The sequence below is a fragment of the Streptomyces sp. DG1A-41 genome (assembly GCF_037055355.1).
In the GTDB taxonomy this organism is placed as follows: Bacteria; Actinomycetota; Actinomycetes; order Streptomycetales; family Streptomycetaceae; genus Streptomyces.
Genome location: NZ_CP146350.1, coordinates 6,359,999 through 6,374,010, shown reverse-complemented (window position 1 = coordinate 6,374,010; position 14,012 = coordinate 6,359,999). Strand labels below are relative to the sequence as shown.

Sequence of the window (14,012 nt, the reverse complement as noted above, 5' to 3'; positions counted from 1 at the left end):
CCACGCAGCCGTCCCGGCCACAACGAAGTGCGTCCGTAGGAGGTTCGTGCCGTGCGCCCCACCGCCGCTTTCACACCTCTCCTCGCCTCAGTCCTCGCCGCGACCGCCCTCACCGCCTGCGGTGGCGGTTCCGGCAGCGACCCCGACACCGTGAAGGTCTCCTTCAAACAGTCCACGGACAACTCCATCAAGGTGATGGACACCTATCTCGCGGACATCGAGAAGCAGTTCGAGAAGGCCCACCCCGGCAAGAAGGTCGAACTAGTCCCGATCAAGGCCCCGGACTCGGAGTACTACACCAAGCTCCAGCAGATGCTCCGCTCCCCCAAGACCGCTCCCGACCTGGTCTACGAGGACACCTTCCTCATCAACTCGGACATCACCAGCGGCTATCTCAAGCCCCTCGACCCCTACCTCGCCAAGTGGCCGGACTGGAACCGGTTCATCGACACCGCGAAGGCGGCGGCCAAGGGCGAGGACGGCAAGACGTACGGCGTCCCCGACGGCACCGACACCCGCGGACTCTGGTTCGACAAGGACATCTTCGCCAAGGCCGGCCTCCCCGCCGACTGGCAGCCGAAGACCTGGAAGGACGTCCTGACCGCGGCCCGCACCATCAAGCAGAAGGTCCCCGGCGTCATCCCGCTCAACGTCTACACGGGCAAGCCGGTCGGCGAGGCCGCCACCATGCAGACCTTCGAGATGCTGCTCTACGGCACGAACGACGGCCGCACGGACCCCCTGTACGACAAGGCGAGCAAGAAGTGGATCGCCGGCGGCCAGGGCTTCGAGGACGCTCTCGCCTTCGTCGAGACGGTCTACGAGGAGAAGCTGGGCCCGGACGTCTCCGACGCGCTCGACCCGAACGTCATGACCCGGGTCCGCGGCGAGTGGCTCCCCCAGGGCAAGCTCGGCATCGCCCTCGACGGCTCCTGGCTGCCGCAGGACTGGCTGCCCGGCAGCGGTCACGAGTGGCCCGAGTGGTCGAAGGAGCTCGGCCTCGCCGCCATGCCCACGCAGCACGGGCAGGCCCCCGGCAAGGTGAGCATGTCCGGCGGCTGGACCTGGTCGATCCCGGCCAAGGCCGGCAACCCGGACCTGGCCTTCGAGTTCATCAAGACGATGCAGACCAAGGCCAACGCACAGAAGTGGTACGTCGCCAACTCCGGCATCGCGGTCCGCGAGGACGTGGCGAAGGACCCCGGGTACGCCACGGCCCAGCCCGGCATCGAGTTCTTCACGGACCTGGTGCGGTACACCCACTACCGCCCCGCCTACCCGGCCTACCCCAAGGTCTCCACGGCCATCCAGGAGGCCATGGAGGGCGTGACGACGGGTGACATGTCGGTGGACGAGGCGGCGGGCGACTACGTGGACGCCCTGAAGGACGCCACGGACAACCAGGTCGTCGAGCGGTAGGCGACGGTACGCCCGGATGACCACCACGGCACCGCACACCGACCTCGGTAAGGCGCCCGGCCCCATGGCTCCCCGCCGCCCCCGGCGGGGCCCGGGCGCGCTGGTCCGAGCCCTGCCCCTCACCCCCGCCGTCGTCCTCCTGCTCCTCTTCCTCGCCGGCCCGATCGCCTACTGCGTCTACATCGCCTTCACCGACCTCCAGCTCACCGGCCAGGCCCGGGAGTCGTTCGTCGGCTTCGAGAACTTCACCCGGGCCTTCGGGGACGAGGCGTTCCTCAACGCCGTATGGCTGACGCTGGTGTTCACGGTCCTGTCGTCCCTGCTCGGGCAGAACACGCTCGGGCTCGCCCTGGCGGCGCTGATGCGGCGCGCGTCGAAACCGGTCCGTACGCTCACCGGCGGCATCGTGATCACGGCCTGGGTGCTGCCCGAGGTGGTGGCCGGCTTCCTCCTCTACGCCTTCTTCCGCCGCGAGGGGACGCTGAACGCCATCCTGGACTGGCTCCGCCTGCCCTCCCAGAACTGGCTGTTCACGCTGCCCATCCTGGCGGTGTCCTTCGCCAATGTCTGGCGCGGTACGGCGTTCTCCATGCTGGTCTACTCGGCCGCGCTGAAAGAGATCCCCCAGGAGATCACCGAGGCCGCCGAGGTCGACGGGGCCGGCGGCTGGCGCCGCATGTGGCACATCACCCTCCCCATGATCCGACGCTCCATCGGCACGAACCTGATGCTCAACACCCTCCAGACCCTCTCCGTCTTCGGGCTGATCTGGGTGATGACGAGAGGCGGCCCGGGCGGCAAGAGCCAGACGCTCCCGCTCTTCATGTACGAACAGGCCTTCCAGAACAGTTTGATCGGCTACGGCACGGCGGTGGCCCTGCTCCTGCTCCTGGTCGGCTCCCTCTTCTCTCTCGTCTACCTGCGCCTGCTGCGGACGGAGGTCTGAACGCCCATGGCCCTCACCCTCGTCTCCCGAAGCACGACCCGCCGCCTGGCGGCCGACGCGGGCCTCCTCGTGGTCGCCGCCGCTTTTGTCCTCCCCCTGGCCTGGGTGGTGCTGTCCTCCCTCGACCCCCACGCCGACCTCCGGGTGAAGGCACCCGACGGCCTCACCCTGGACAACTTCGACGCGATCCTGACCTCCGACATCACCTTCACGCCGCTGCTGAACAGCCTGGTGCTGTGCGGCAGCGCGACGCTGCTGACGGTGATCTGCGCGGCCCTGGCGGCCTATCCGCTCTCCCGCTTCCGCTCCCGCTTCAACCGCCCGTTCCTGCTGACGATCCTCTTCGCGACGAGCCTGCCGATCACGGCGATCATGGTTCCGGTCTACGCGCTCTTCGTCCAGGTGAACCTGATCGACACCATGCAGGGCACGATCTTCTTCTTCGCCGCGTCCCAACTGCCGTTCGCCATCTGGCTGATGAAGAACTTCATGGACGGCGTACCGAAGGAACTGGAAGAGGCGGCGTGGACCGACGGGGCTTCGCCCCTCCAGTCCCTGATCCGGATCGTGCTGCCCCTGATGGGCCCGGGCGTGGCCGTCGTGACGGTGTTCTCCTTCGTCATGATGTGGGGCAACTTCTTCGTCCCCTTCATGCTCCTGCTCACGCCCGGCCAGATGCCGGCGTCCGTCAGCATCAACGACTTCTTCGGGAACCGGGGGATGGTCGCGTACGGGCAGCTGGCAGCGTTCTCGATCGTCTACTCGACGCCGGTGATCCTTCTGTACGTCCTGATCGCCCGGCGCTTGGGAGGGGGCTTCGCACTGGGCGGGGCGGTCAAGGGCTGACCGGCGCCGGTGGCGGGGCCGGGTGGGTTCGCAGCCCGGCGTTGCGGGGTGCCGCTTCTTTGGGACGGGTGCCGCCCTCAGCGGCACGACTGCCCGCAGCCAGGCGGGACCGGCGGCCCGCACCCGCCTATGGCGTGAAGGGGAGGTGTCGGGGGGCCGCCCGCAGCGGTTGGCGCGTCAACGCCACTCAGTTGGTCACCCACCCCATCGCGCCGTTCCGAGGACGGCCCCCCGACGCGGCCCCGACCCACGACCTGCGCGCAGGCGCCTACCGCACCAGACACGGCCGCTTCGCGTCGAACTCCCAGCCCGGGATCAGGTACTGCATCCCCGCCGCATCGTCCCGGGCCCCCAGTGCCTTCTCCCGGTACAGCTCGTGTGCCGCCAGCAGGCGGTCCGTGTCGAGCCGGACGCCCAGCCCGGGCGCGTCCGGGACGGCGATCTGGCCGCCCACGATGCGGGGCGGCTCGGCGGTCAGCCGCTCCAGCCCTTCCTGCCAGATCCAGTGCGTGTCCAGCGCGTTGTACTCCCCCGGTGCCGCGGCCCCGCAGTGCGTCACCATGGCCAGGGAGATGTCGAAGTGGTTGTTGGAGTGACACCCCCAGGTCAGCCCCATCGCGTTGCAGAGCTGCGCCACGCGCACCGACCCCTGCATGGTCCAGAAGTGCGGATCGGCCAGCGGGATGGAGACCGACTGGAGAGCCAGCGCATGGGCCATCTGACGCCAGTCGGTCGCGATCATGTTCGTCGCCGTGGGCAGCCCCGTCGCCCGGCGGAACTCGGCGAGGATCTCCCGCCCGGAGTAACCGCCTTCCGCCCCACAGGGATCCTCGGCGTATGCGAGCGTGCCGACCAGCGGCCGGCACAGCTCCACCGCCTCGCGCAGCGACCACGCCCCGTTCGGGTCGAGGGTGATCCGCGCCTCGGGAAAGCGCGACTTGAGCGCCCGTACGGCCGCGACCTCCTCCTCACCCGCCAGCACACCCCCCTTGAGCTTGAAGTCCCGGAACCCGTAGTGCTCGCAGGCCGCCTCCGCCTGCCGCACGATCGCCTCCGGCGACAGCGCCTCCTCGTGCCGCACGCGGTACCACTCCACCGGGGAACCGGGTTCCCGGACGTACTCCAGATCCGTCCGGTTCGGGTCACCGACGTAGAAGAGGTACCCCAGCACCCGCACGGAGTCCCGCTGCTGCCCGTCGCCCAGCAGCGCCGCCACGGGTACGTCCAGATGCTGCCCCAGCAGGTCGAGCAGCGCCGACTCGACCGCGGTGACCGTGTGGACGGTGGTCCGCTGGTCGAAGGTCTGGGCACCCCGCCCCCCGGCGTCCCGGTCGGCGAACCGGTCACCGATCTCGCGCAGCACCCGCTTGTAGTCACCCACCTTGGCCCCCACGACCAGCGACTCGGCGTCCCGCAGGGTCTGCGTGATCTTCTCCCCGCCTGGCACCTCCCCCAGACCGGTGCGCCCTTCGGAGTCGGTGAGAACGACGACGTTGCGGGTGAAGTACGGGCCGTGCGCGCCGGAGAGGTTCAGCTCCATGCTGTCCCGGCCTGCGACGGGGTAGACGGCGAACGCCGTGACGGTCGGCTGCGGTTCGTTGCTCATCGGATGCCCCTTTGCGAAGGCTGACGTGTGGTGGTTCAGAGACTCAGGGCGTCGAGGACCCACTCGGTCACCAGGACGCCGCCCAGGCCGAGCACGACGAGCACCGTCGTACAGGACGTGCGGACCTTGATCGCCTCGATGGAGAGGTCGAAGTACTCCTTGGACAGCCAGAACCCGGGGTCGTTGACGTGGGAGAAGGCGATGGAGCCGCAGGCGACGGCCAGCACCATGACCTCCGGGTGCACCCCGCTGCCCGCCAGGAGCGGCAGCGCCACACCTGAGGCCGTGACGACGGCGACCGTGGCCGAGCCGAGCGCGATGCGGAGGATGACGGCGACGAGCCAGGCGAGGACGATCGGCGAGATGGTCCAGCCGTCGGTGACGTCGGCCGCCCGGTCCCGGCCCATGCCGGCGCATCGCCGGCTTCGGCTTCGCCCTGCGCTACGGCACCCCTGGGCCGGCGACGCCATCAGCTGCTCGGTCCCGGTGGCCCGACTGACCCCGGAGCACGAGGCCCGCATCGTCTCCGTGAGGAGGGACATCAGGGCGGGGATCGAATCCAGGCTACCGCCGGCACCGAGCTCACCCGACTGGCGTCAGGGCCTGTCAGAGGCCCCTCCTGTCAGACGCCGCAAGGGAGCTGTCGCGAAAGAGATCCCCGGCGCGGCCGCCCCTCAGCCGGCCGCCCCGTCCGGCAGGACCCCGGGCCGGAACGGCTCCACGCCCTCCACCCTCCGTACCCGCGTCGGCTCGATCAGCAGCATCACCCGGCGCTCCCCGGGCAGCAGCCACGGATACCGGTCCTCCCCGAGGTATTTCCGCGCGAGCCGGTCCATCGCCCGCTCCGCCTCCTCGCCCTCCACGAACCGGACGACCCTGCCCCGGATCTCCGCCCGGTCGTACGGGTTCCCGGGGTCGTGGTGGGACAGCGAAACGTACGGATTGCGCCGCAGGTTCTCCTCCTTCACCCGCCCGATGGAGGTGTTGACCATGACGTACTCCCCTTCGATGTCCGCCCACATGGGCGACACCTGGGGCGCTCCGTCCGCACCCACCGTCGCGAGGTGCCAGAAGTTCGTCGCGAGAAGACGCTCGCGAATATGCCCACTGAGCTTGCCGTTCACCTGACCGACCACCTTTCCGGGCCCGCGATCACCAGGCCCGGCGCCATCCTCGCCGTACCTCCGCCCCGGCCGACAGACGATCTTCGGCCCCGGTCGAACCCGCCGGTAGCCGTAGCTTCCTACAATCCGTGATCCTGGCCGAACAGACCGTAGTCACCGCATCCCCGCACCCCTAGCTTGTGGCCCGTGCGCCGACCTTCAGCCCGCCCGAGCCAGCCCACACCCAACCCCCTGCCCGCCACCCCGACGCCCCCGCCCTTCAACGCCCCCGCCGCCCGCCGCCTGCGCGCGGCCCTCGGCATGACACCCGAGCACGTCGCCTACGGTATGCGCGTCTCGTACGGGCACCCCCACATCACCCCGGACCACGTCATGGCCTGGGAACGCGGGGCCGCGTCCCCTTCCGGCTCCGAACTCACCGCGCTCGCAGGCGTGTTGTGGTGCGCACCCGGCGAACTCATCGGCAGACCGCGCACCCTGCGCGAGCACCGCATCGCCCGCGGCTTCGCCCCCGAGGACGTGGCCCGTGCCGTGGGGCACGAACTCCACGCGTATCTACGGATGGAGGAGACCGACACCTGGCGCGGCACCGACCGCCAGTCTGCGGCCCTCGCCGATCTGCTCGGCCTCGGCCTGCCGGACTTCGTCACCGTCACGGGCCGCGACGCCAAGCTCGGCGAACTGCTGCGCAACGCCGTGACCACCCGCTGGCAGGCCTACGTACGCCCGGTGGCCAAGGTCGTGCCCCTGGACCGGCCGTTCCTGGAGGACGCCCTCCAGGGGCTGCACCAGGACTACCAGGGGCACATGGCCGCCACCCTGAGCTGGGGCGGCGGCGGCAGCGACGCCGGCGACGCCGCTCGTGACTTCCTCGCCCGGATCGTCGAGCACTTCTGGACGAGGATCCAGCGGCGCCCGGCCTAGAGATGTCCGACTAGAAGACCGACTCGGCCTCGTCCATACGGTCCTTCGGCACGGTCTTCAGCTCGGTCACGGCCTCCGCGAGCGGCACCATCACGATGTCCGTCCCGCGCAGCGCGGTCATCCTGCCGAACTCCCCCTGGTGCGCGGCCTCCACCGCGTGCCAGCCGAACCGCGTGGCGAGGACCCGGTCGTACGCGGTCGGTGAGCCGCCGCGCTGGACGTGGCCGAGAATGACCGGCTTGGCTTCCTTGCCGAGCCGTCGCTCCAGCTCATGGGCGAGTGCCGTGCCGATGCCCTGGAACCGCTCGTGGCCGAACTTGTCGATCGCGCCCTTGCCGTAGTCCATGGTGCCGTCGGCGGGGTGCGCGCCCTCGGCGACGCAGACGACCGCGAACTTCTTCCCCCGGGCGAAGCGCTCCTCGACCATCTTCACGAGATCGGCCGGGTCGAACGGCCGCTCCGGCAGACAGATCCCGTGCGCGCCGGCCGCCATGCCGGACTCCAGCGCGATCCAGCCGGCGTGGCGCCCCATCACCTCCACCACCATCACCCGCTGGTGGGACTCGGCGGTGGTCTTCAGACGGTCCATCGCCTCGGTGGCGACGCCGACCGCCGTGTCGAAGCCGAAGGTGCGGTCGGTCGACGAGATGTCGTTGTCGATCGTCTTCGGGACGCCGACGACCGGCAGACCCGCGTCGGACAGCATGCGGGCCGCCGTCAGCGTGCCCTCGCCGCCGATCGGGATCAGCGCGTCGATGCCGAACTCGTGGATCATGTCGGAGGCGTTCTCGCAGGCCTCGCGCAGACGGTCGCGCTCCAGCCGGGACGACCCCAGGATCGTGCCGCCACGGGCGAGGATGCCGCTGACCGCGTTCAGGTCGAGCGTGCGGTAGCGGCCGTCCAGCAGCCCCGAGTAACCGTCCTCGAAGCCGATGACCTCGTCGCCGTAGTTGTCGACCGCCCGGTGCACGACCGACCGGATCACGGCGTTCAGGCCGGGGCAGTCGCCGCCTGCGGTGAGAACTCCGATACGCATCGTGCTGTGTCTCCTGCTCGCTGTTGATACCGGTGAGCCTCTGCCGATTGTTTCACGCTCCACAGCCCGGTGCCGCACCCCGGGCTGACGGGCGCCTTATCTATCGGCAGAGGTATTGTCAAGAGGGTTCAGCTCACCTCGGTGGGCGATTTTTGTTCCCCTGGCTGGATAGCCATTGGCTTGATGTGTACCCCCACTCGAGACGAAACGGAGAGCGCGCGTGACCCGCAGCGTGTACGTGACCGGCATCGACCGCGGCGACGGCCGCCAGGTCGTCGAACTGGGGGTCATGGAGCTCCTCACCCGGCAGGTCGACCGGGTGGGCGTCTTCCGTCCCCTCGTCCATGACGGCCCCGACCGCCTCTTCGAGCTGCTGCGCGCCCGCTACCGGCTCACCCAGGACCCGGCGACCGTCTACGGCATGGACTACCACGAGGCGTCCGCCCTCCAGGCCGAGGCCGGCACCGACGAGCTGGTGTCCACGCTCGTCGACCGCTTCCACCTGGTCGCCCGCGACTACGACGTGGTCCTGGTCCTCGGCACCGACTACGCCGGCACCCAGCTCCCGGACGAGCTGTCGCTCAACGCCCGGCTGGCGAACGAGTTCGGCGCGTCCGTGATCCCGGTCGTGGGCGGCCGCAAGCAGACCGTCGAGGCGGTGCTCGCCGAGACGCGCAACGCCTACCGCGCCTACGACACGCTGGGCTGCGACGTCCTGGCCATGGTCACCAACCGGGTGGCCCGCGAGGACCGCGACGAGATCGCCGGCCAGCTCGACTCCCGGCTCCGCGTGCCCTGTTACGTCCTGCCCGACGAGCCCGCGCTGTCCGCCCCGACCGTCTCGCAGATCGGCCACACCCTCGGCGCCAAGGTGGTGCTGGGCGACGACTCGGGGCTGGCCCGGGACGTGCTCGGCTTCGTCTTCGGCGGCGCGATGCTGCCGAACTTCCTGGGCGCCCTGACCCCGGGCTGCCTCGTCGTCACCCCGGGCGACCGGGCCGACCTGGTCGTCGGCGCGCTCGCCGCGCACAGCGCCGGCACCCCGCCGATAGCGGGCGTGCTGCTCACCCTGGACGAGGTGCCCGGTGACGACATCCTCACGCTCGCCGACCGGCTCGCGCCCGGTACCCCGGTGCTGTCGGTGGCCGGCACCAGCTTCCCCACCGCCGAGCAGCTGTTCTCCCTGGAGGGCAAGCTCAACGCGGCCACCCCGCGCAAGGCGGAGCGGGCACTCGGCCTGTTCGAGCGGTACGCCGACACCGCCGGTCTCGCCCGCCGCGTCTCCGCCCCGAGCAGCGACCGCGTCACGCCGATGATGTTCGAGCACAAGCTCCTGGAGCAGGCCCGCTCCGACCTGCGCCGCGTGGTGCTGCCCGAGGGCACCGAGGAGCGGGTGCTGCACGCCGCCGAGGTGCTGCTGCGCCGGGGCGTGTGCGAACTGACCCTGCTCGGCCCCGTCGAACTCATCCGCAAGAAGGCCGCCGACCTCGGCATCGACCTCGGCGAGTCCCAGCTGATCGACCCGGCCACCTCCGACCTGCGCGACGCCTTCGCCGAGAAGTACGCGGCCCTGCGCGCCCACCGGGGCGTCACCGTGGAGCTGGCGTACGACGTCGTCTCCGACGTGAACTACTTCGGCACGCTGATGGTGCAGGAGGGCCTCGCCGACGGCATGGTGTCGGGCTCGGTGCACTCCACGGCCGCGACCATCCGTCCGGCCTTCGAGATCATCAAGACCAAGCCGGACGCCGACATCGTCTCGTCGGTGTTCTTCATGTGCCTGGCCGACAAGGTCCTCGTCTACGGCGACTGCGCGGTCAACCCCGACCCGAACGCCGAGCAGCTCGCCGACATCGCCATCCAGTCGGCGAGCACGGCCGGGCAGTTCGGCGTGGAGCCGCGGATCGCCATGTTGTCGTACTCCACCGGTACGTCCGGCTCCGGCGCCGACGTCGACAAGGTCCGCGAGGCCACCGAGATCGTCCGCGCGCGCCGGCCCGACCTGAAGATCGAGGGCCCGATCCAGTACGACGCCGCCGTGGAGCCGTCGGTCGCGGCGACCAAGCTGCCCGGCTCCGAGGTCGCGGGGCAGGCGAGCGTGCTGATCTTCCCCGACCTGAACACCGGCAACAACACCTACAAGGCCGTGCAGCGCTCGGCCGGCGCGATCGCCGTCGGCCCGGTACTCCAGGGCCTGCGCAAGCCGGTCAACGACCTGTCCCGGGGCGCCCTGGTCCAGGACATCGTCAACACGGTCGCCATCACGGCCATCCAGGCCCAGTCCCCCGCCCCGTCCCCGAGCGAGAAGGCAACCGCCCAGTGAGCCCCACCCGTGTCCTCGTCCTCAACTCCGGCTCGTCGTCAGTGAAGTACCAGCTGCTCGACATGCGCGACGACAGCCGGCTGGCGGTGGGTCTCGTCGAGCGCATCGGCGAGCAGACCTCCCGGCTGAAGCACACCCCGGCCGGCGGCGAGAGCCGGGAGCGCGGCGGGGCGATCGCCGACCACGACGCCGCCCTGAAGGCCGTCGCCGAGGAGCTCGCCAAGGACGGGCTCGGCCTGGACTCGCCCGAACTGGCCGCGATCGGGCACCGGGTGGTGCACGGGGGCAAGTCCTTCACCGAGCCGACCGTGATCGACGACGCCGTCCTCGCCGAGATCGAACGGCTCATCCCGGTGGCCCCGCTGCACAACCCGGCCAACCTCACCGGGATCCGCACGGCGCAGTCCCTGCGCCCGGACCTGCCGCAGGTCGCCGTCTTCGACACCGCCTTCCACACGACGATGCCGGAGTCGGCCGCCCGCTACGCGATCGACGTCGAGACGGCCGACAAGCACCGCATCCGCCGCTACGGCTTCCACGGCACCTCCCACGCCTACGTCTCCCGGGCCACCGCCGAGCTGCTCGGCAAGGACCCCGCCGAGACGAACGTGATCGTGCTGCACCTGGGCAACGGGGCGTCCGCCTCGGCCGTGCGGGGCGGTCGTTGCGTGGACACCTCCATGGGACTGACGCCTTTGGAGGGGCTCGTGATGGGTACGCGCTCGGGAGACATGGACCCGGCCGTCATCTTCCATTTGATGCGTGTTGGTGGAATGTCCGCCGACGAGATCGACACTCTTCTCAACAAGAAGAGCGGTCTGATCGGACTGTGCGGCGACAACGACATGAGGGAGATCCGCCGCCGCGTCGACGAGGGCGACGAGCGGGCGGAGCTGGCGTTCGACATCTACATTCACCGCCTGAAGAAGTACATCGGCGCCTATTACGCCGTACTCGGACGGGTGGACGCGGTGGCCTTCACCGCCGGCGTCGGCGAGAACGCGGCGCCCGTGCGGGAGGCCGCCCTGGCGGGCCTGGAGGAGCTGGGCCTGGCGGTGGACGGCGAGCGCAACGCCGTACGCGGCGACGAGGCGCGGCTGATCTCGCCCGAGGGCGCCCGGGTCGCGGTGGCGGTGGTGCCTACTGACGAGGAATTGGAGATCGCGACACAGACCTACGCGCTGGTAATTGCTTCGGGGAATCACACCTGAGCGGCATCCCGCCCTTTTGTATTTTCCGCCAGACGGAATATTCCGTTGTGAAACAAACCGATAGGATCGCCCCCATGCGCCGTTCGAAAATCGTCTGTACTCTCGGCCCCGCGGTCGACTCCCACGAGCAGCTTGTCTCGCTGATCGAGGCCGGCATGAACGTGGCCCGCTTCAACTTCAGCCACGGCACGCACGCCGAGCACCAGGGCCGGTACGACCGGGTCCGTGCCGCCGCCAAGGAGACCGGCCGGGCCATCGGGGTCCTGGCCGACCTCCAGGGCCCCAAGATCCGTCTGGAGACCTTCGCCGAGGGTCCCGTGGAGCTGGTCCGCGGTGACGAGTTCACCATCACCACCGAGGACGTCCCGGGCGACAAGACGATCTGCGGGACGACCTACAAGGGCCTGCCCGGCGACGTGACCAAGGGCGACCAGATCCTCATCAACGACGGCAACGTCGAGTTGAAGGTCACCGAGGTCGAGGGCCACCGCGTGAAGACGATCGTCATCGAGGGCGGCGTCATCTCCGACCACAAGGGCATCAACCTGCCCGGCGCGGCCGTCAACGTGCCCGCGCTGAGCGAGAAGGACATCGAGGACCTCCGGTTCGCCCTCCGCATGGGCTGCGACCTGGTCGCGCTGTCCTTCGTCCGTGACGCCAAGGACGTCCAGGACGTGCACCGCGTCATGGACGAGGAGGGCCGCCGTGTCCCGGTCATCGCCAAGGTGGAGAAGCCGCAGGCGGTGCAGAACATGGAGGACGTCGTGATGGCGTTCGACGGCGTGATGGTCGCCCGCGGTGACCTCGCCGTCGAGTACCCGCTCGAGAAGGTCCCCATGGTGCAGAAGCGCCTGATCGAGCTGTGCCGGCGCAACGCCAAGCCGGTGATCGTGGCGACCCAGATGATGGAGTCGATGATCACCAACTCCCGTCCGACCCGCGCCGAGGCCTCCGACGTGGCCAACGCGATCCTGGACGGCGCCGACGCGGTCATGCTGTCCGCCGAGTCGAGCGTGGGCGCGTACCCGATCGAGACCGTCAAGACGATGTCGAAGATCGTCACCGCGGCCGAGCAGGAGCTCATGTCCAAGGGACTCCAGCCGCTCGTCCCGGGCAAGAAGCCGCGCACGCAAGGCGGTTCGGTGGCCCGGGCCGCCTGTGAGATCGCCGACTTCCTCGGCGGCCGGGGCCTGGTGGCCTTCACCCAGTCCGGCGACACCGCCCGCCGGCTGTGCCGCTACCGCGCCGTCCAGCCGATCATCGCGTTCACCACGGACGAGTCCACCCGCAACCAGCTCGCGCTCAGCTGGGGCGTGGAGCCGCACGTCGTGCCGTTCGTGAACAGCACCGACGAGATGGTCGACCTGGTGGACCAGGAGATGGTGAAGCTGAACCGCTTCAACCAGGGCGACATCGTGGTCATCACGGCCGGCTCGCCCCCCGGCGTTCCCGGCACCACCAACATGGTGCGCGTCCACCACCTGGGCGGCACCAAGGACTGACCCGCGAAGGCCTCGGCACGCGGCTGAGGGCGTCCCCTGTGACAGGGGGCGCCCTCAGTCGCGTTCACCACCGGGCATTCCTCTACCGAACATCGACCGTCTGTGAAAAATCTTGTGACGCTCTCGGGGAGAGAGTGCGGGGGCGCCTGACCAGCGCACACATCTCTCTCGACGAGTGTCACCCGTCGACGACCCACCACGGCTGTGGCGGCCTCGAAGCCGCCGTTGCCGCCCATGCCGCGGCGACCAGGGCAGACGCCGCGGCATCCCGCTCGCGCGCCGCGGCCGACAACGCGTGGTCCGCGTACGAGACGACGCGCGCCGCGGCCGCCGAGGCACATGCCGCCGCAGCCGAGGCGATCGACGCCGCCGCGGCGGCGGAGAAGAACGCCGACGACGCCGAGGCCGAGGGCAAGAAGGCCGCCGCCGCGGCGGTCACGGCACGCAAGGAGGCCACGGCCGCGAAGGCCGAAGCCGCCAAGACGGCCTCGTGGGCCGCCACCGCGGCCGGTCACGCCTTCGCGGCGGGTGAGGCGGCCACCGCCGCCCGCGACTCGGCCGCCGAGGCGATCAAGCCCGCCAACCAGGCCATCGCCAGGGGCACTCCGTACAAGGACACCGATGTCTCGGCCGCGTTCGCGGTCCTCGTGGGGCAGACGTCCAGGCCGATCGCGGAACGCCAGGCCGCCGCGGCCAAGACCAAGGCCGACGAGGCGGCCAAGGCCCTCGCCGACAAGGCGAAGGGCGACGCCAAGCCGGCCGCCGAGGCCGCCGCCGCGGCGGCCGACGACGCGGCGAAGGCGGCGGCCTCGGTGGCTGCCGCGCGTGCCTGCGCGGCCGAGGCCGCCGCAGCCGCGGAAGCGGCGAAGAAGGCCGACGCGAACGCCCAGAAGAACGACCAGCAGGCCGGTACGGACGCCCTCTACGCCGGGATGGCCGCGAGAGAGGCGGAGTCCGAAGCCGCCGCGGACCGTGAGGCCGGCGACGCGGAGAAGGACGCCGCCAGCCACCGCGGCCGAGACGGACGCGGCGAGCGCCCGTGACACCGCGACCAGGACCAGAAGGCCAGGCAAGC

Annotated in this window: 11 protein-coding genes and 2 pseudogenes; 9 read left to right on the top strand and 4 right to left on the bottom strand. The window is 70.3% G+C overall.

From position 1 onward, the window contains the following. Window positions 1-51: 51 nt before the first annotated feature. The 3 genes from V8690_RS29945 (at window position 52) to V8690_RS29935 (ending at window position 3,211) form a co-directional block, all read left to right on the top strand. Entirely contained in the window at window positions 52-1,419 is a 1,368-nt protein-coding gene (locus tag V8690_RS29945) for an extracellular solute-binding protein (RefSeq protein WP_338783230.1), read from the top strand. A gap of 64 nt (window positions 1,420-1,483) precedes the next feature. After that, window positions 1,484-2,365 (top strand): sugar ABC transporter permease, encoded by an 882-nt coding sequence (locus tag V8690_RS29940; RefSeq protein ID WP_338785507.1) that lies wholly within the window; start codon window positions 1,484-1,486, stop codon window positions 2,363-2,365. 6 nt (window positions 2,366-2,371) lie between these two features. Beyond that, entirely contained in the window at window positions 2,372-3,211 is an 840-nt protein-coding gene (locus V8690_RS29935; protein ID WP_338783229.1) for a carbohydrate ABC transporter permease, read from the top strand. A gap of 268 nt (window positions 3,212-3,479) precedes the next feature. Here the strand turns inward: V8690_RS29935 and V8690_RS29930 are convergent, their stop codons facing one another. Continuing rightward, window positions 3,480-4,817 carry an enolase C-terminal domain-like protein gene (locus V8690_RS29930; protein ID WP_338783228.1) on the bottom strand — a complete coding sequence of 446 codons (1,338 nt, stop codon included), beginning with the start codon at window positions 4,815-4,817 and terminating at the stop codon, window positions 3,480-3,482. A gap of 35 nt (window positions 4,818-4,852) precedes the next feature. After that, window positions 4,853-5,197, bottom strand: a pseudogene (locus tag V8690_RS29925) (gluconate permease); the annotation flags it as partial. A gap of 35 nt (window positions 5,198-5,232) precedes the next feature. On the opposite strand from V8690_RS29925, the pseudogene V8690_RS29920 reads away from it, so the two are divergent. Then, window positions 5,233-5,414 (top strand): annotated as a pseudogene (locus tag V8690_RS29920) (IclR family transcriptional regulator); the annotation flags it as partial. 77 nt (window positions 5,415-5,491) lie between these two features. Here V8690_RS29920 and V8690_RS29915 read toward each other — a convergent pair. Continuing rightward, window positions 5,492-5,941, bottom strand: a complete 450-nt coding sequence (locus V8690_RS29915) for a PPOX class F420-dependent oxidoreductase (RefSeq protein ID WP_338783227.1) — start codon at window positions 5,939-5,941, stop codon at window positions 5,492-5,494. Window positions 5,942-6,172: 231 nt separating this feature from the next. On the opposite strand from V8690_RS29915, the gene V8690_RS29910 reads away from it, so the two are divergent. Beyond that, window positions 6,173-6,865, top strand: a complete 693-nt coding sequence (locus tag V8690_RS29910) for a helix-turn-helix transcriptional regulator (RefSeq protein ID WP_338785506.1) — start codon at window positions 6,173-6,175, stop codon at window positions 6,863-6,865. Window positions 6,866-6,875: 10 nt separating this feature from the next. Here the strand turns inward: V8690_RS29910 and V8690_RS29905 are convergent, their stop codons facing one another. Further along, window positions 6,876-7,901 carry an ATP-dependent 6-phosphofructokinase gene (locus V8690_RS29905; protein WP_086844696.1) on the bottom strand — a complete coding sequence of 342 codons (1,026 nt, stop codon included), beginning with the start codon at window positions 7,899-7,901 and terminating at the stop codon, window positions 6,876-6,878. 220 nt (window positions 7,902-8,121) lie between these two features. Between V8690_RS29905 and pta the strand changes: the two genes are divergently transcribed. The 4 genes from pta (at window position 8,122) to V8690_RS29885 (ending at window position 13,980) form a co-directional block, all read left to right on the top strand. Further along, window positions 8,122-10,224: a phosphate acetyltransferase gene (gene pta, locus V8690_RS29900; RefSeq protein WP_338783226.1), complete on the top strand. Its 2,103-nt coding sequence runs from the start codon at window positions 8,122-8,124 to the stop codon at window positions 10,222-10,224. Continuing rightward, complete coding sequence (locus V8690_RS29895; protein ID WP_338783225.1) at window positions 10,221-11,435, top strand: acetate kinase; 1,215 nt, start codon at window positions 10,221-10,223, stop codon at window positions 11,433-11,435. The genes pta and V8690_RS29895 overlap by 4 nt, the downstream gene beginning before the upstream one ends. 74 nt (window positions 11,436-11,509) lie before the next feature. Further along, window positions 11,510-12,937 (top strand): pyruvate kinase, encoded by a 1,428-nt coding sequence (gene pyk / locus V8690_RS29890; protein WP_338783224.1) that lies wholly within the window; start codon window positions 11,510-11,512, stop codon window positions 12,935-12,937. Between the two features lie 134 nt (window positions 12,938-13,071). Next, window positions 13,072-13,980: a hypothetical protein gene (locus V8690_RS29885; protein ID WP_338783223.1), complete on the top strand. Its 909-nt coding sequence runs from the start codon at window positions 13,072-13,074 to the stop codon at window positions 13,978-13,980. Window positions 13,981-14,012 lie beyond the last annotated feature (32 nt).